Annotated in this window: 14 protein-coding genes; 13 read left to right on the top strand and 1 reads right to left on the bottom strand. The window is 34.9% G+C overall.

Translation table 11 applies throughout. The annotated features are described in order from the left end of the window. Positions 1–8: 8 nt before the first annotated feature. The 12 genes from NiCM35_RS24840 to licT all read left to right on the top strand — a co-directional run bounded on the left by NiCM35_RS24840 (position 9) and on the right by licT (position 14,835). A complete protein-coding gene (locus NiCM35_RS24840) occupies positions 9–848 on the top strand; it encodes a sugar phosphate isomerase/epimerase family protein (protein WP_095333023.1) in 840 nt (279 codons plus the stop codon). Continuing rightward, positions 845–1,726 (top strand): amidohydrolase family protein, encoded by an 882-nt coding sequence (locus NiCM35_RS24835; protein ID WP_095333025.1) that lies wholly within the window; start codon positions 845–847, stop codon positions 1,724–1,726. The genes NiCM35_RS24840 and NiCM35_RS24835 overlap by 4 nt, the downstream gene beginning before the upstream one ends. Beyond that, positions 1,704–2,135, top strand: a complete 432-nt coding sequence (locus NiCM35_RS24830; RefSeq protein WP_095333027.1) for a secondary thiamine-phosphate synthase enzyme YjbQ — start codon at positions 1,704–1,706, stop codon at positions 2,133–2,135. Before NiCM35_RS24835 ends, NiCM35_RS24830 begins: the two co-directional genes overlap by 23 nt. Before the next feature lies 1 nt (position 2,136). After that, positions 2,137–2,934 (top strand): PfkB family carbohydrate kinase, encoded by a 798-nt coding sequence (locus tag NiCM35_RS24825; protein ID WP_095333029.1) that lies wholly within the window; start codon positions 2,137–2,139, stop codon positions 2,932–2,934. Between the two features lie 646 nt (positions 2,935–3,580). Further along, the gene (locus NiCM35_RS24820; RefSeq protein WP_095333031.1) at positions 3,581–4,270 is read left to right on the top strand and encodes a GntR family transcriptional regulator; all 690 of its coding nucleotides are present in this window, start codon (positions 3,581–3,583) and stop codon (positions 4,268–4,270) included. 41 nt (positions 4,271–4,311) lie between these two features. Next, complete coding sequence (gene uxuA / locus NiCM35_RS24815; RefSeq protein WP_123258828.1) at positions 4,312–5,397, top strand: mannonate dehydratase; 1,086 nt, start codon at positions 4,312–4,314, stop codon at positions 5,395–5,397. A 120-nt stretch (positions 5,398–5,517) separates the two neighbouring features. Next, on the top strand, positions 5,518–7,044 hold the full coding sequence (locus NiCM35_RS24810; protein ID WP_095333035.1) for an MFS transporter: 1,527 nt from the start codon (positions 5,518–5,520) through the stop codon (positions 7,042–7,044). 15 nt (positions 7,045–7,059) lie between these two features. Then, positions 7,060–8,478, top strand: a complete 1,419-nt coding sequence (gene uxaC, locus NiCM35_RS24805) for a glucuronate isomerase (RefSeq protein ID WP_433780850.1) — start codon at positions 7,060–7,062, stop codon at positions 8,476–8,478. A gap of 32 nt (positions 8,479–8,510) precedes the next feature. Continuing rightward, the gene (locus NiCM35_RS24800) at positions 8,511–10,142 is read left to right on the top strand and encodes a mannitol dehydrogenase family protein (protein WP_433780849.1); all 1,632 of its coding nucleotides are present in this window, start codon (positions 8,511–8,513) and stop codon (positions 10,140–10,142) included. Positions 10,143–10,525: 383 nt separating this feature from the next. Beyond that, positions 10,526–12,433, top strand: a complete 1,908-nt coding sequence (locus NiCM35_RS24795) for a beta-glucoside-specific PTS transporter subunit IIABC (RefSeq protein WP_095259342.1) — start codon at positions 10,526–10,528, stop codon at positions 12,431–12,433. A gap of 35 nt (positions 12,434–12,468) precedes the next feature. Further along, on the top strand, positions 12,469–13,890 hold the full coding sequence (locus tag NiCM35_RS24790; RefSeq protein ID WP_433780848.1) for a 6-phospho-beta-glucosidase: 1,422 nt from the start codon (positions 12,469–12,471) through the stop codon (positions 13,888–13,890). Positions 13,891–14,004: 114 nt separating this feature from the next. Continuing rightward, on the top strand, positions 14,005–14,835 hold the full coding sequence (licT, locus tag NiCM35_RS24785) for a BglG family transcription antiterminator LicT (RefSeq protein ID WP_095333043.1): 831 nt from the start codon (positions 14,005–14,007) through the stop codon (positions 14,833–14,835). Positions 14,836–15,038: 203 nt separating this feature from the next. Here the strand turns inward: licT and NiCM35_RS24780 are convergent, their stop codons facing one another. Next, positions 15,039–15,215 carry a hypothetical protein gene (locus NiCM35_RS24780; RefSeq protein WP_163187717.1) on the bottom strand — a complete coding sequence of 59 codons (177 nt, stop codon included), beginning with the start codon at positions 15,213–15,215 and terminating at the stop codon, positions 15,039–15,041. Positions 15,216–15,554: 339 nt separating this feature from the next. On the opposite strand from NiCM35_RS24780, the gene NiCM35_RS24775 reads away from it, so the two are divergent. Next, positions 15,555–16,961 carry a TerD family protein gene (locus NiCM35_RS24775; protein WP_433780847.1) on the top strand — a complete coding sequence of 469 codons (1,407 nt, stop codon included), beginning with the start codon at positions 15,555–15,557 and terminating at the stop codon, positions 16,959–16,961. The last annotated feature ends 11 nt before the right edge of the window (positions 16,962–16,972 follow it).

The following is a 16,972-nucleotide window of genomic DNA, read 5'->3' as shown; positions in this document are numbered from 1 at the left end:
GTGTATTTATGAAGATAGATAGAATAGCACCTGGTAATTATCACTTTAAGAGATACACGATTGATTATTTTTTGGATTCTGTAAGTGAGTTAGGTTTTAAATATATTGAATTATGGGCTTCAGGTCCTCATTTTCATCTTGATTATTTTACTTTGAACGACATTAAGGAGCTGAAGAAAAAAATTGATTATAGGAATCTGAAAGTGGATTGTTTAACTCCAGAACAAGCTGTCTATCCAATTAGCATAAGTCACCCCGATAAACAATACAGACAGAATAGTATTGATTTTTTTAAGAGACATATTGAAGCAGCTACAGTATTAGATTGTAAAAAAGTGTTAGTAACAACAGGTATTGCATATCTTGATATACCTATTATTCAGCAATGGGAATGGTGTAGACAATCTTTAGAAGCTATTTCTAAAGCGGCGGAAAACGAAGGAGTCACTTTAGTTCTTGAAGCATTTACAAAGTATTCAACACATGTATTTAATACTTCTTCACATATTGTAAAAATGATTGAAGAGGTGGGGAGTCATGCATTAAAGGGACTTATAGATATCGATGTAGTCGCTTCAACAGGTGAGGAATCGATTGACAGTTTCATTGATACATTAGGTGACAATCTGCATCACGTCCATTTTGTAGATGGTAATCCTGGTGGACATTTAGTGCCAGGCGATGGAAGCTTAAATATGCAACATGCACTGGAGAAAATAGCATCAACAAGTTATCAGGGGTGCCTTGGTCTTGAGTTTCTTGATCGAAGGTACTTCTTAGAACCCGAGAAAGCCTTAATTAAGACGATAAAATGGCTAGAAGATAATAACAATGAGGCAAAGCAATGACTATAATTGACGTACACGCCCATCCTTCCCTGTATAGCCCTATTAGTGAGAGTGAAGAACGTCTGAATTTTAGAATGAAGGAAATGGGTCTAGGCTTGATGAGTCCATCAGATCTCACTGTCATAGATAAGCAAAATGATCTTGCGAAAATCAGTAAAACAATATTACTTCCTTTAGACACAACGACAACAACAGGTGATACCCTTATTTCTAATGATGAAATTAAGAAGCTGGTTTATTTAAGACCAGAAAGATTTATCGGTTTTGCAAGTGTTGATCCGAATAGAGCTGATGCTCTAGAAGTATTGGAGCATGCTTTTGGCACACTTGGTTTGAGTGGTTTAAAACTTAACCCAGCGAAACAACAATTTTCACCTGATCATCCAGATTATTACCCCATATATGAAAAATGTTTGCAATATGATAAGCCTATCATGTTTCACGCGGGTTTTTCCTGGGATAAAAATTCGATATCCGAGTTTGCTCATCCTTTTAGATTTGAAAGAATTGCAATTAAGTACCCCAAGTTAAGAATGTGCTTAGCTCATTTTGGGTGGCCATTTGTAAAAGAAACAGCGATACTACTCGTAAAATACCCTAATGTTTACACTGATACATCAATGCTTTACATGGATAGTCCTGAGCTGTTCTTTGAACAGGTGTTCACAAGAGACATGGGGAAATACTGGTTAGATCATAACTTTCCGGATAAAGTAATGTTTGGCTCTAATACTCCTAGATTTAGACCCATTAGAATTTTGCGCGGCCTAGAGAAAGTATATATGTCTGAAAAAACTCGCTCAAAGGTTCTTTATAAAAATGCTATGCGATTCTTGGGGGAAAAGGGGGATATTGATGAAAACAGAGCTACTGATTAAACATCTTTGTTCTGATATGGAAACACAATTAATCAAAATCACCGAAGAAGTAAAAAAAGCAGTCTCTAATAGTTCGATTGAAAATGGTGTTGTGTTTATTATTTGCTCTCATACGACTTGCGGAATTACAATAAATGAAAGTTTGGAATGCGTAGAAACGGATATCCTTGACTTTTTGGATACTATAGTCCCAGTAGATTCTCCTTATACTCACGCACATTTTTTAATGTCTTATGGCACGACGAGTGGAAATTCACCGGGGCATTTAAAACAGATGATTGTGGGCAATAATTGTGTATTACCAATAAAAAATCGAAAGCTGGTTCTAGGTCATGCTCAGGACATCTATTTCGCAGAATTTGATGGAATAAAAAATAGAAAATATTTTATTCAATTATTGGGTGAATAAAATGAAGAAACAGGAAAAGGTATTGGCAATAGGTGATAACTGTGTAGATATTTATTTAAAAGAGAAAACTTTTTACGCTACAGGAAATGCTGTTGACTTTGCGATCAACTTAAAGAAACAAGGTATAGATGTTTCTTTAATAACTGTTTTTAGTAATGATATATTTGGTGAATTCATAAAAAAGACCTTACAAGAGAACGGCGTCGATATTAGCAATTCATACAACAAAGATGAGCCAACTGCTATGGCAAAGATGAAACTTATCAATAATGATAGATTTCACGAGTCTTTCTATGAAAACGTATTAGCTGATTTTAAACTACCTGGATCTATCTCTAAAATTATAGAGAATTCTAGTATTATCTACTCAGAAAAGCGTTCAAAGATTTATAGATATTTAGATTCAATTTATGATCAAAATAAGATTTGGATTCATGATTTTTCAAAAAGGTTAGATGATGAATTAAATGATAAAATTCTCCCGTACATGAATTATTCCTTCTTTTCATATGAAAAGAAGGATGAAAGAATCAAAGAATTTCTGAAAATCACTCAATCAAAAACAAAGAATGGTGTTGTAATAGCGATGTTAGGGGAAGATGGCAGTTTAGCTTATGATGGCAATTCGTTTACTTATGAAAAAGCAAAGACTTCTCACATTGTTAATACTGTCGGTGCAGGAGATTCCTATATATCTGGCTTTATTTCAGGAATTTACAATGATAGGAGTTTGCAAGAGTGTATGGAAATAGGTACTAATATTGCGTCAGAAACTATATCTAAGTTTGAACCATATTAAACGTGAATTTAGTCTTCGTAACAGGAAATACCTTCTTTTTTCCGGAAACCTTTAGGTACGTGATGTGTATACGAGACTGGGACAAAAACATCTCTAAGATGGAAAAACCGGTGAAATTTTACGACAAGTAAAATTTCATCGGTTTTGATTATTTTTACAATAAAAATAAGGACAACTTCTGATGAAATTAAGTTACCACACAAAATTTAATCAGAAAGAAGTATCCTTATGTCTAAAGATTATACTTTCCTTTAACCACGCTTCTTCTTTTTCAATATAAATAAAGGAATTTTTATAAATACTTCTTTTTACTTTTTTCATCGTATTGGTTTCACGCTCTCCTCTTCTGTATTAGCATTTCATTCCTCCTTAAAAGCATCAATAATTATTAAGTATTCCCATAATAATTCATTAATTCTAATAAAAGTGTAAATAAATTGCAAAAGTTGTTAATGCAATTGTCACATTTTAGTACTATTTTTGAATTGTATTCCAAAAGAAATGAAGTTATAATGTACTCATAACTACCATATTAGTATATTAATATGTTTTGGAGGAGGCGATTATTGAAATTAATGAAAAGGAATGACATTTCCCCCTCCTTTTTATATACTAAAAAAATATAAAAAGGAGAAGAGGGTCCCTCATGTCAAATAATAGTGCGAAAGTATTTGCTTATAACCAATTGAAAGATGAAATTTTAAAATTAAAGCTTATACCTGGTACAAAGATCAGTGAAAAAATCATGTCAGATGAATTGCAAGTCAGTAGAACACCTATTAGAGAAGCATTTATAAGATTAGCGCAAGAAGAGTTATTAACGATTGTTCCGCAGAGTGGTACATTTGTCTCTCTAATTAACCTTAGCCTTGCCGAAGAAGCGCGCTTTGTTCGTGAGATAATTGAGACAAATATCGTTGGTCTATGTTGTGAGAATATAACTGATGAAATTTCCCTGAAGTTAGAAATGAACTTAAAGATGCAGGAAATGCTGGCAAGCAATGAAGTAGGAAAACAGGAAAAAGAAAAATTCTTCGATTTGGATGAAAGTTTTCATAAGGAACTTTTTATTTGCTGTGGCAAAGAGCGAACTTGGAAAATGATTCAAGATATGGCTGGCCATTTGAATAGATTTCGCTTATTAAGATTAAAAGACATAAAGGATTTAGACTGGGAAATATTAATTAGTCATCATAAAGAAATTTATGAAGCAATCTTAGAAGGAAATCGGACAAAAGCAGAACAATTAATGTCTGATCATATGAGATTAATGCTTTCTGAAAAAGGTGTTTTATTACAAGAGTTTCCTGAATATTTTTATCCGCAGCAATACTAATGGAAAAAGTATGATGGTGCGACAAAGGAGGAAAACAAAATATGCAAATGACGTTTCGATGGTATGGAGAAGGGAATGACACCATCACTTTAAAACAAATACGCCAAATTCCAGGGGTTAAAGGGCTAGTGTGGGCTCTGCATGATGTACCAGTTGGAGAAGTTTGGCCAGTGGAGCGTATTGCGGAAGTAGTAAATCAGGCAAAGGAGTATGGCTTTCATACAGATGTTGTTGAAAGCGTTAATATTCACGAAGATATAAAACTAGGATTAAATTCCAGACAGCAATATATTGATGCATATAAACAAACATTAAAGAATCTTAGTCAATTTGGCGTAAAAGTAGTATGTTATAACTTTATGCCTGTCTTTGATTGGCTGCGTACAGATTTATTTAAAGAAACAGAAGATGGCAGTACGGCATTGTATTTTGATGCTACAAAAGTCATTTCTCTTACACCTGAGCAAGTAGTAAAAAACATGGAAGAAAATACAAAAGAGTTAACGCTGCCTGGATGGGAACCAGAGAGACTAAAAGATTTACAGCATTTATTTACTTTATATAAAGATGTATCAGAAGTGGATTTGTTCGATAATTTGGTGTATTTTCTAGAAGAAATTACTCCTGTTGCAGAGCAATATGGAATTAAAATGGCTATTCATCCGGATGATCCGCCTTTTTCTATCTTTGGGTTGCCGCGGATTGTCAAAAACAGAGAAGATATCGAACGGATTTTAACTAGTGTAGACAGTCCAGCTAACTGTTTAACTTTTTGCTCCGGCTCACTTGGAGCAAATTCAAGTAATGACTTAGTTGATATTGTGAAATCATTCACTAAGAGAATCCCTTTTGCCCATATTAGAAATGTTAAACGTTTTGAAGATGGTAGTTTTATAGAAACTTCTCATCATGTGGAGGATGGATCTGTACCTATTACTGAAATTGTTAATGGATTATATGAAAACGGTTTCTGTGGGTATGTTCGACCAGATCATGGGAGACATATTTGGGATGAAGTATGCAGGCCGGGATATGGGTTATATGATCGCGCGTTAGGGGTAATGTACTTATTAGGAGCTTGGGATACAAACAAAATTTTAACAAAAGAGAAAATGCAAAAAATATAAAGAAAAGATAATAGGAAAAGGAGAGGTTCCTGGTACTTTCTTTTTTCCTATTATGCTTTCAGATAAATGAAAACGTTTTACCTATATTCGTATTGATAATAAAAATAGGAGGCGTTAGAAATGGGAAAAAAACAAAAAGACGTTACGCTTGCAAGGAGTATTGGATACGGCTTAACAGACATGATGGGTGGAGGGGCTTTTACCATTATAGGCGCATGGCTTTTGTTCTTTTATACAAGTTATGCTGGTTTGACGCCAGTTGAAGGTGCTTCTATTATTGCGATTGCTCGTATAGTAGATGCAGTCGTCAGTTTATTTATGGGAAGCTTTTCAGATAACTTTTTAAAATTTAAGTTAGGAAGAAAATTTGGACGGCGAAGATTTTTCTTATTGATTGGTTCACCACTTATGCTTGTATATGTATTACTCTGGACTTCGGGAATGAATTATTTATATTATCTCCTTACTTATTTAGCATTTGAAATTATTGCAGCGATGGTTTTAATTCCATGGGAAACACTCCCTTCTGAAATGACAACTGACTTTAATAAACGAACGAAATTATCAACTGCTAGAATGTTTATCTCAGGACTTGGAACCTTTTTAGCAACATTTATACCTGGACAGCTCTTTAGTATTTTAGGACAAGATAATTCCCTTGCTTTCTTCATTAATGGTGCTTTTTTTGCAGTTGTTTTTGCTATATGTGTGTATATTTCTTTCCGTTCTACATGGGAACGAGAAGTTTCGCCTGAAGAATTACAGATACTGATGAGCCAGAAGAAAGAACGAAAAAATGGTTTAAAGGTAGTGATACAAACGTTTGTGGATTTTGCTTCCACTTTCAGGGTGAAAAGCTTTCGTAAACATTTATTAATTTATATTTGTTCGATGACAGCGAAAGATGCTTTTAACGCAGTATTTGTATTCTTTTGTGTATACGCTTTAAATAGTACTTCCACTGTAGCAGCGAATCTACTTTCATTTAGTATTATTGGGCTCCCTGGAGCTATTCTTTATGGATTTTTAATGATTAAAATTGGACCAGCAAATTTATTTAAAATATCGTATTCTACCATGATTTTATGTTTATTAGGATATGGGGCGGTTTATTTATATCATCCTAGTAATTTAATCCTAGTGTTAGGGGTTATTTCCTTCTTTTATCAAATTGGAAGAAGTATGCTGGAATTCATTCCTTGGAATGTATTTCCATTTATTCCAGATGTAGATGAAATGATTACGAGGAAAAGAAGAGAAGGAATTTTTGCTTCTGTAATGACGTTCTTTAGAAAGTCTTCTGTAGCGCTTGCCACCTTTTTAGTTGGAGCCATCTTAGAGGCAGGGGGATTTGTACAAGGCTCGGCAACGCAGCCACAGAGTGCTGTTCATACTATAATGTCTATCATGATTATTGGGGTAGGTCTTCTGCTTTTTATTTCATTAATTACAGCATTCACCTTTAAATTAAATAAAGAAACGCATGGTGTTCTTGTAGAGGAAATTGAACGTTTAAAGAACAACGGTTTAAAAAAGGATGTAGATCCAAAAACGAAGAAAGTGGTCGAATCTTTAACAGGTTATTCCTATGAAAAGCTTTGGGGTGGAAAGACAGATGAGGCTTTAACACAAGTGAAGATTAATTAAGAGGAGGATAACAAAATGAAGGGTTTTATGGATAAAGATTTTTTATTACAGACAGAAACAGCGAAAAAATTATTTCATGATTATGCGGCAACAATGCCAATCTATGATTATCATTGTCATTTAGAGCCAAAGGAAATTTATGAGAATCGAAGGTATGAAAATATTACAGAGCTGTGGCTAGAAGGGGACCATTATAAATGGCGTGCCATGCGTGCTAATGGCATAGATGAATTCTATATAACTGGAGATGCAGATGATTACAGTAAGTTTGAGAAATGGGCTGAGACCGTAGAAAGGTTAATTGGAAATCCACTTTATCATTGGACGCATTTAGAGTTAAAACAATATTTTGGAGTGGAAGCAATTCTAAAAAAAACGTCAGCAAAGGAAATATGGGAAATTTGTAATCGCAAAATACAGAGTCCAGATTTTTCAGCAAGAAGCTTAATTGAAAGGTCAAATGTAGCTCTTATTGGTACTACAGATGATCCGATTGATGATTTAGTTTTTCATAAGTTATTACAGGAAGACAAAACTTTTTCGCCAACTGTTTTACCAGCATTTCGTCCAGATCACCTAATGGCAATTCAAAGCAATTATTGGGCAGAATATGTTGGAAAACTAAGCAATCTTACAGGAGTGGAAATAACGAGTTATAGCACTTTGATGGAGGCAATAGATCATAGGATAGAGTATTTTCATGGGATTGGCTGCAAATTGTCTGACCATAGTTTAGAAATGGTTGTATATGAACCAGCAACGATGGAAGAGTTAAATATGATTGTAAAAAAAGCGTTGACTGGTGAGGCTATTACTCAAAAAGAAAATAATCAGTTTTTGACTAGTTTACTTGTTAGCCTTGGTAAAGCATATAGCCAAAGAGGATGGGTGATGCAATATCATATCGGAGCATTAAGAAGTGCGAACTCTCGTTTATTTCAATCAATTGGTGCAAATATAGGCTGTGATTCGATGCAAGATAGTCCTATTGCTATTCCATTAGCGAAATTATTAGATGAGCTGGATCGAGATGACAACCTCCCTAAGACCATTCTGTATGGATTAAATCCGAATGCTAATGAAGTTTTAGCAACAATGGCTGGGAATTTCCAAGAAGGTGGAATTCCATCCAAAGTACAATTTGGATCTGGCTGGTGGTTTAATGATCATATCGAAGGTATGGTAGCACAAATGAAAACACTTGGAAACCAAGGGCTATTATCGAGATTTATTGGAATGCTGACAGATTCACGCAGTTTTTTATCTTATAGCCGTCATGAGTATTTTAGAAGAATTCTATGTAATCTAATAGGGAATTGGGTGGAAAATGGAGAGTACCCAAATGATATAGAATGGCTCGGGCAAATTGTTCAAGATATATCTTATTATAATGCTCGGCGCTATTTTGATTTTCAGTTAAAAATGGATTACTGAATCGATGCAAATAAAAATAAAGAAGGCGAAGAATGTTGTTATTACTAGATAAAGAGGCTATTCAATCCAAGAAAGATAGTTTTTCAAGAATTGGAATAAAAACACCTAATTATGATTATAGAGAAATATGGGAAGAGACAAAGAAAGAACCTATTTGGTTACATATAGGGGGTGGGAATTTATTTAGAGCTTTTCATTCGGTATTACAGCAGCATTTAATTGAAAAACAAAAAACAAAAAAAGGAATAATCGTTGTATCTACCATGGATGATGGATTAATCGAAAAAATTTACCATCCATATGATAACTTAAGTCTAAATGTAGTAATGAAAAGTAACGGTACGCTAGATATGGAAGTCATTGCAAGTGTGGCGGAAAGTATAGCTGCCTATAGTAATAATTATTCGTGGCAGCGTCTGATAGAGATATTTACAACTTCATCCTTACAATTCATTACTTTATCGATTACAGAAAAAGGGTATGAATTAAGAGATATAAAAGGAAATCTTCAACCAACTATAATAACAGAATTAGAACAAGGACTTTATCAACCAAAACATACGATGGTTATGTTAACTTCGCTGTTGAATGAGCGATATAAGGCTGGAAAGATACCTTTAGCATTAGTCAGCACAGATAATTTCTCCCATAATGGAGATAAGCTGAAAGATGCTATTCTCACGGTTGCTGCTTATTGGCAAAAAAGAGGGGTTGTGGACAAAGGATTTATTGAATATCTAACAGATCAAACAAAAATTACTTTCCCATGGACCATGATAGATAAGATTACGCCACTTCCTTCTGTTACAGTAAAAGAAAAGTTATCTGATCTTGGTTATGGAAGTACAGAATTGATTAAGATAAGAGAAAATGGTCCAGCTATTGCTCCATTTGTGAATACCGAAGAAAGTGAATATTTGGTTATGGAAGATTGTTTTCCAAATGGAAGACCAACATTAGAAGAAGTAGGTGTATTCTTTACAAATAGAGATACAGTGGATCAAATTGAAAGAATGAAGGTATGTACGTGTTTGAACCCTCTTCATACTGCATTGGCTATATTTGGCTGTTTACTAGGATATACTTCCATTGCGGATGAAATGAAAGACAACGATCTTAAAAGTTTAGTAGAGAAAATAGGCTATGAAGAGGGGATGAAAGTCGTAACTAATCCCGGAATTATTCATCCAATGCAGTTTATAAAGGAAGTAATAGAAGTACGTTTCCCCAACCCAAACAATCCAGATACACCACAGAGAATAGCAGCTGACACCTCTCAGAAACTAGCTATTCGTTTTGGAGAAACTATTAAATTATATGTAAAAAGAGATGACTTGGATGTTGAGGATTTACACTTTATCCCACTAACGATTGCTGCCTGGTGTCGATATTTGATGGGGATTAATGATGGTGGTAAGGAAATGTCGTTAAGTCCTGACCCTTTATTAGAGGAATTACAAAAGCAAATAAAAAAAATAAAGTTTGGCAGCCCTGGCTCAGTAGGAAATTACTTACAGCCAATTCTATCAAATGAGCGAATATTTGGTAGCAATTTATATGCAATAGGGTTAGGAGACAAAGTAGAGCTGTTTTTTAAACAATTCATACAGGGATTAGGAGCTGTTAGAAAAACACTTCATAATCAAATAAGTTTAAAAGCTTGATGCATAACGCCGTGAAAAAATTATCGAAAGTGTAGGAAAAGAAAAAGAAGAGGCACAACTAAACCGGCACTATGTCAAGGACACAATAAAAAAGAGATTAAGCAAAGAGAAGTATAAAATTTGAAAGATGGATTGAAATGGCATTTAAGTAGGGAATAAAAAATTAACTTTTCTAAAAAGAAAGCGTTGACATATTTTGCAAGACGTGATAAATTACAGATATCAAATAACAAAACTTAAAAGTTCCGTGAAGGAATGTTACCTTAAGTGGGCATAACCTGAACTGACTAGAAAAACATGCTATTGTTTTGCGTGTATTTTAGTCAGGTCAGGTTTTTTTATTTGTAAAAACCAAATTCCATAGCTGAAGGAAGGGTAAAAAAATGAAATATGAGCAATTAGCAAAAGATATCATTGCGAATGTAGGTGGAAAAGAAAACGTTTCCAGTGTTGTGCACTGTATTACACGTCTCCGCTTTAAGCTTAAAGATGAAAGTAAAGCGAATACAGAAGTCCTAAAAAATATGGATGATGTTGTAACTGTCATGAAAAGCGGCGGTCAATACCAAGTCGTTATCGGCAACCATGTTCCAGATGTATACAAAGCAGTTGTTTCAGTAGGAGGTTTCCAGAGCCAGCAGCCTGTAGAGGAAGAGGAAGGTTCTAAAGGTTCACTTTTCAATCGATTTATCGACATGATTTCAAGTATTTTTACGCCAGTTCTTGGTGTTTTAGCAGCTTCAGGGATGATTAAAGGGTTTAATGCACTATTTCTATCAACAAAATTGTTAACAGAATCATCTGGTACTTATCAAATTTTAAATGCCACAGGTGACGCACTATTTTATTTCTTACCAATCTTCTTAGGATATACTGCGATTAAGAAATTTGGAGGAACACCGTTTATTGGAATGGCGATAGGGGCTGCATTAGTTTATCCAACCTTATCCACTTTAACGACGGGTGATCCATTATATACTTTGTTTGGAGGTACATTATTTGAATCGCCGATCCATGTTACGTTTTTAGGGATACCAGTAATTTTAATGAGTTATTCTTCTTCGGTTATCCCAATTATTTTATCGACATTCTTTGCATCTAAAGTAGAGAAATGGCTAAGAAATGTCATTCCTGATGTAGTGAAAACATTTATCGTGCCATTATTTACATTAGTGATTGTAGTTCCAGTCACATTTCTTGTTATTGGGCCTATTGCAACATGGGCAAGTACATTAATCGGTCAAGGATCTTTATTCTTATATAATTTAAGTCCCGCTATTGCAGGTTTATTGATTGGTGGATTCTGGCAAGTGCTTGTTATTTTCGGTCTTCATTGGGGATTAGTGCCAATTGCTATTAACAATGTAGCGACACTTGGCTATGATACGATTTTATCTCCCGTCTTCGCAGCGTCTTTTGCACAGATCGGGGCAGTTCTTGCAATTTTGATCAAAACAAAAAATCAAAAGTTAAAAACATTGAGTTATCCAGCGTTTATTTCCGGTATCTTTGGTGTAACGGAGCCAGCTATTTACGGAATTACCTTACCTTTAAAGAAACCATTTATTATTAGCTGTATTGGTGCAGGTATTGGTGGTGCTATTGCCGGGTTAACAGATGTAAAGGGTTACATCGTTGGTGGTCTTGGAATTTTTGGTATTCCTTCTTATATTACACCTGAGGGAATCAATATGAACTTATGGGGAGCACTTATTTCCATCATTGTTGGCTTTATCGTAGCGTTCTTATTGACATTGTTCTTTGGCGGCATTAACAAAGGCCAAAATTCAACAGGAAATACTACAGCATCGAACCAAGTAGCAGCAACAAAGGTAGAAAAAGAGGAAGTGTTAAGCCCCCTAAAGGGCGAGGTAAAACCTTTATCAGAAGTTAAAGATGAAGCATTCGCATCTGGTGCACTTGGCCATGGAATTGCTATTGAACCGAGTGAAGGGAAATTATATGCTCCTGCTGATGGGACGGTTTCTGCTTTATTTCCGACGAAACATGCAATTGGGATTACAACAGATACTGGTGCCGATATTTTGATTCATATCGGAATGGATACTGTGCAATTAGAAGGCCAGCATTTTACTGTACACACCACACAAGGTGAGTTAGTGAAAAAAGGACAATTGCTTATTGAATTTGATATAGATGAAATAGCTAATTCCGGCAAGCCTTTAACGACACCAATTGTGATTACAAATTATAGAGAGTTTCATTTAGAGGTAACAGATAAAAAACAGATTCAACAAGGAGATTCTTTATTCCACCTCGAAACTAAGTAAAAATAAGCAAGAATTATGAGAAAGGATGAGACATTATGGCATTTCCAAAAGGTTTTCTATGGGGCGGTGCAATTGCCGCTAATCAAGCAGAAGGAGCCTATTTAGAGGATGGGAAGGGCTTAACTACGGTTGATTTATTGCCAACTGGTAATAAAAGATTTGAAATTATGATGGGCAAGCTTCCTTCTTATCAACCACTGGAAGGGGAATTTTATCCTTCGCATGAAGCGATTGACTTCTATCATCGTTATAAAGAAGATATTGCTCTATTTGCAGAAATGGGATTTAAAGCATTGCGCTTATCGATTTCATGGGCTAGAATTTTTCCAAATGGAGATGACGTTGCTCCAAATGAAGCGGGATTGAAATTTTATGATAATGTTTTCGATGAGCTCTTAAAATATGGAATCGAGCCAGTCGTAACCATTGCTCATTTTGATGTACCAATAAATTTAGTAAAGAATTATGGCAGCTGGAAAAATCGTAAATTAGTCGATTTCTTTGAAAAATATGCAACTACCTTATTTGAGCGATATAAGGATAAAGTGAAATATTGGATGACCTTTAATGAAATCAATATGCTTTTACATTTACCGTTTGTTGGAGCAGGTTTGGTATTTGAAGAAGGAGAAGATAAGCTTCAAGTGAAATATCAAGCAGCCCATCATCAATTGGTTGCTAGCAGCTTAGCTGTAAAGGCTGGACATGAGATTAATCCTGATATGAAAATTGGCTGCATGCTGGCGGCGGGTCAAACATATCCATATTCCTGTAATCCAGATGATGTCTTGGATGCAATGGAAAAAGATAGAGATTCTTTCTTTTTCATAGACGTTCAATCTCGTGGGAAATATCCTGGCTATGCGAAAAGGTTTTTCCGAGATAAGAATTTAAAGATTGAAATGGAAGAGCAGGATGAAGCGTTATTAGAGAAGTATACGGTTGACTATATAGGCTTTAGTTATTATGCAAGTCGTACGACAAGTACAAATCCAGAGGTCAATAAGCAGACTTCGGGCAATGTGTTTGGCTCTATTGAAAATCCATACTTGGAAAAGTCGGAATGGGGTTGGACGATTGATCCTAAAGGTTTCCGTATCACTGCAAATCAATTGTATGATCGCTATCAAAAGCCACTATTTGTAGTAGAAAATGGGTTAGGTGCTGTCGACATTCCTTCGGAAGATGGAGAGGTAAAGGATGATTATCGGATAGATTATCTACGAAAGCATGTGTTAGAAATGTCTGAGGCCATAGAGGATGGTGTAGAAATGATCGGATATACGAGCTGGGGGCCAATTGATATTGTAAGTGCCTCTACTGGTGAAATGAAAAAACGCTATGGCTATATTTATGTAGATAAAGATAACGAAGGGAACGGAACATTAGAGCGATCAAAGAAAAAAAGCTTTGATTGGTATAAAGAGGTTATAGCCTCCAATGGAGAGAATGTATAATTGGAAATAGGAAAGTTGATTTTTCAGCTTTCCTTCTTTCCTATTTTTAAACCATTATCACGATCACTTATCCATGATAAGGAAAAAAAGCCATATTAAACTACAGGTGGTCAAATGAAAATAGAAAAAGTATATAACAATAATGTAATTGCTGCGTTTAATGAACAAGACGAAGAATTAGTAGTAATGGGTAGAGGTATAGCTTTTCAAAAGAAGCCTGGTGATTTAGTGGAAGAAGCAAAAATAGAAAAAGTATTTGCTTTGAAAAATAATGATATGTCGGAAAAGTTTAAAACACTTTTATATGAAGTACCTGTTGAATATATCGAAATCACAGAGGAAGTCATTAAGATTGCTAGCAGCAGGCTAGGCAGAAAGTTAAATGATAGTTTTTATATCTCTTTAACCGATCATTTGCATTTTGCTGTTCAGAGAATCCAAAAGGGGTTTGAAATTAAGAACGCTTTATTATGGGAAATAAAAAGGTTTTATAAGGAAGAGTTTGCTATTGGATTAGAGACCATTCAACTAATGAAAGAGAAATTAGGCATTGAGCTGCCAGAAGATGAAGCTGGTTTTATTGCAATGCATCTAGTTAATTCAGACCTGAGTCAAGAAATGCCTAATATTGCAAACATCACAAAGGTTATGCAAAATATATTAAATATTGTTAAATACCATTATAAGATGGAATTTGATGAGGACTCTTTAAACTATTTTCGATTTCTTACTCATTTGAAGTTCTTTGCACAAAGGCTCTATAGCAAGACATACATGGATGATGATGATCCATATCTATTCGAAATGGTGAAACATAAGCATAGAGAAGCCTTTAGATGCACGGAAAAAATAAATGAATATATTGAAAGTCAATTCAATTATTCTTTAACAGATAATGAAAAGTTATATTTAGCTATTCATATACAAAGAGTTGTTAATCGTTAGTTATTCCATTAGTGATCCAAATATAACCATCAGTGCGGAGGAAGAACCTCCCGCTGATAGAAGTTTTAATTATTGAAGATAAGTTAAATCATTTAGGCTTTGTTCAAGTAAAATATTGTTTAGAAAGTATTTATTTTTTGCCAAAACGATTCATTGAACAAAGCCTTAAATGAAGAAGGGATAGAATTTTATATGATAAATGATTACTGTGTAATCGATCGATCTGTAATATCTTTTTCCTCTGCTTGTTCCTCTATGGTGTCTTCTTGTACTTTCTCGTATTCTTTTCTTACTTCTCCGCAAGTGATGCATATACCACTGTAATAATAATTATATTTATGATATTTTCGTATCTTACAAATAAGGGAACCCAATAACATACATAACAACTCCTTTACCTATTCCATTCTACAGTACAAGTGAATTTTGTTCGGTTAAATAACCGTTACGAACCTACCAAATTCATGACAAACATGTCTACTTTATCTTTTTTATGACAAACCTCCAAAAAAAATTACAAATCAGAAGAGAAAAGGTATAGAAAGAAAAAGGATAATAAGGAGTTGCTAAAAGAAGAAACTTTTTCATGTTTTATATCGTAAAAGGGGTAGTTGTAATATAACTGTAAATGAATATACGTACAATTACCTAGATAATGCTGTAAAATAATAGGTATCGATAGTTGGAAGAATTTGAATGTAAAAAAGGAGAGGTTCTTTGTGGGGGTTATGCTAAGCAAGGGTCAAAAGATAGATTTGACAAAATCACATCCTGGGTTAAGGAATGTAGTAATTGGTTTAGGCTGGGATATCAATCAGCATGGTGCCAACTATGATTTAGATGCGTCAGCTTTTTTGTTGGGCGATAATCATAAAGTATGGAGTGATAATGATTTTATATTTTATAATAATCCAACTGGTCCTAATGGATCGGTAGTATATAGTGGAGATAACCGGAGCGGGCATGGCAGAATGGACGATGAACAAATTCGAGTGGATTTATCCCAAGTACCTTCCACTATTCAACGCATTGCTTTTACCATTACCATTCATGACGCTTATAATAAAGGACAAAATTTTGGACAAATATCTAATGCCTATGTCAGAGTATTTAATGAGGGAGATCAAGTAGAACTTCTTCGTTTTAATCTTGGAAGAGATTATACAGTTGAAACTGCTATTGTTGCTGCAGAGCTATACCGACATCACGGAGAATGGAAATTTAATGCTGTCGGAAGTGGCTTTCAAGGTGGGTTAGCTGCCTTATGCCGCAATTTTGGAGTAACAGTTGATGATGAACCCCAAGCACCTGCCTATCCTAATGATTCTATCCAACAAGCTTATCAAGAACCTAATAGGCCTTACTACCAGTCATTTGAAACGCAAACTTATCCGGCTTCAAGTAGCGGGGCTTATCAGCCAAACTGGCAACAGTCTTATACTAATAGAAATCCACAAATGTATGGACAAGATGCTGTTAATGACGCTTATTCTAGTGATCATATGCAGTGTATAAGATGTAGAAGTACAAATGTCCGTACCGGCGAAAAAGGCTTCGGAATTGGCAAAGCGGCAATTGGAGGATTGATTTTAGGACCTGTCGGTTTATTAGGTGGATTTATCGGAAAAGGACAGCTGAAAATAACTTGCAATAGTTGTGGCTATAGTTGGTCTCCATCTCAGACGGATTATGCTGAATGGGGAAGGCAGCAGAAACAAAGAGCTAGAGATCTCTTTATGCGCTATAAAAATCCAGATGTACTTGACGCTGTTGTCGCTGCATGTGCATTAGTAGGAATGGCTGATGGAAGGCTAGACCATGCAGAAGAACAAAAAATGATGGAGTTTATCCATCAAAGTGAGGAATTACGTGTTTTTGATACAAATAAAGTAATTCAGCAATTTAATTACTTTGTCCGAAAAATAGAATATGATCAAATTATTGGTAGAGCTGAAAGCTTTCGAGCACTAGGAAAAGTTCGTTCAAAGCCAGAGATTGCTAGACTTGTAGCTCGGTATTGTATTGCGATTGGATATGCAGATGGTCATTTCGATCAAAGGGAAAAACAAGTGGTGACAGAAATTTGTCGAGAATTAGGTTTAAATCCACAGGAATTTTTATCTTAAAAAATGGCAAT

Origin of the sequence: Niallia sp. M35 (genome assembly GCF_050971705.1) — a bacterium.
Taxonomy (GTDB): Bacteria; Bacillota; Bacilli; order Bacillales; family Cytobacillaceae; genus Niallia; species Niallia circulans_A.
This window is presented reverse-complemented; position numbering and strand designations above follow the sequence as displayed.

Bases quoted from the DNA above. Each gene is read 5' to 3' on its own strand.
- licT (WP_095333043.1), top strand. From the start codon at position 14,005: ATGAAAATAGAAAAAGTATATAACAATAATGTAATTGCTGCGTTTAAT.
- NiCM35_RS24840 (WP_095333023.1), top strand. From the start codon at position 9: ATGAAGATAGATAGAATAGCACCTGGTAATTATCACTTTAAGAGATAC.
- NiCM35_RS24780 (WP_163187717.1), bottom strand. From the start codon at position 15,215: ATGTTATTGGGTTCCCTTATTTGTAAGATACGAAAATATCATAAATAT.
- NiCM35_RS24800 (WP_433780849.1), top strand. From the start codon at position 8,511: ATGTTGTTATTACTAGATAAAGAGGCTATTCAATCCAAGAAAGATAGT.
- NiCM35_RS24790 (WP_433780848.1), top strand. From the start codon at position 12,469: ATGGCATTTCCAAAAGGTTTTCTATGGGGCGGTGCAATTGCCGCTAAT.
- NiCM35_RS24795 (WP_095259342.1), top strand. From the start codon at position 10,526: ATGAAATATGAGCAATTAGCAAAAGATATCATTGCGAATGTAGGTGGA.
- NiCM35_RS24825 (WP_095333029.1), top strand. From the start codon at position 2,137: ATGAAGAAACAGGAAAAGGTATTGGCAATAGGTGATAACTGTGTAGAT.
- uxuA (WP_123258828.1), top strand. From the start codon at position 4,312: ATGCAAATGACGTTTCGATGGTATGGAGAAGGGAATGACACCATCACT.
- NiCM35_RS24835 (WP_095333025.1), top strand. From the start codon at position 845: ATGACTATAATTGACGTACACGCCCATCCTTCCCTGTATAGCCCTATT.
- NiCM35_RS24810 (WP_095333035.1), top strand. From the start codon at position 5,518: ATGGGAAAAAAACAAAAAGACGTTACGCTTGCAAGGAGTATTGGATAC.
- NiCM35_RS24820 (WP_095333031.1), top strand. From the start codon at position 3,581: ATGTCAAATAATAGTGCGAAAGTATTTGCTTATAACCAATTGAAAGAT.
- NiCM35_RS24830 (WP_095333027.1), top strand. From the start codon at position 1,704: ATGAAAACAGAGCTACTGATTAAACATCTTTGTTCTGATATGGAAACA.
- uxaC (WP_433780850.1), top strand. From the start codon at position 7,060: ATGAAGGGTTTTATGGATAAAGATTTTTTATTACAGACAGAAACAGCG.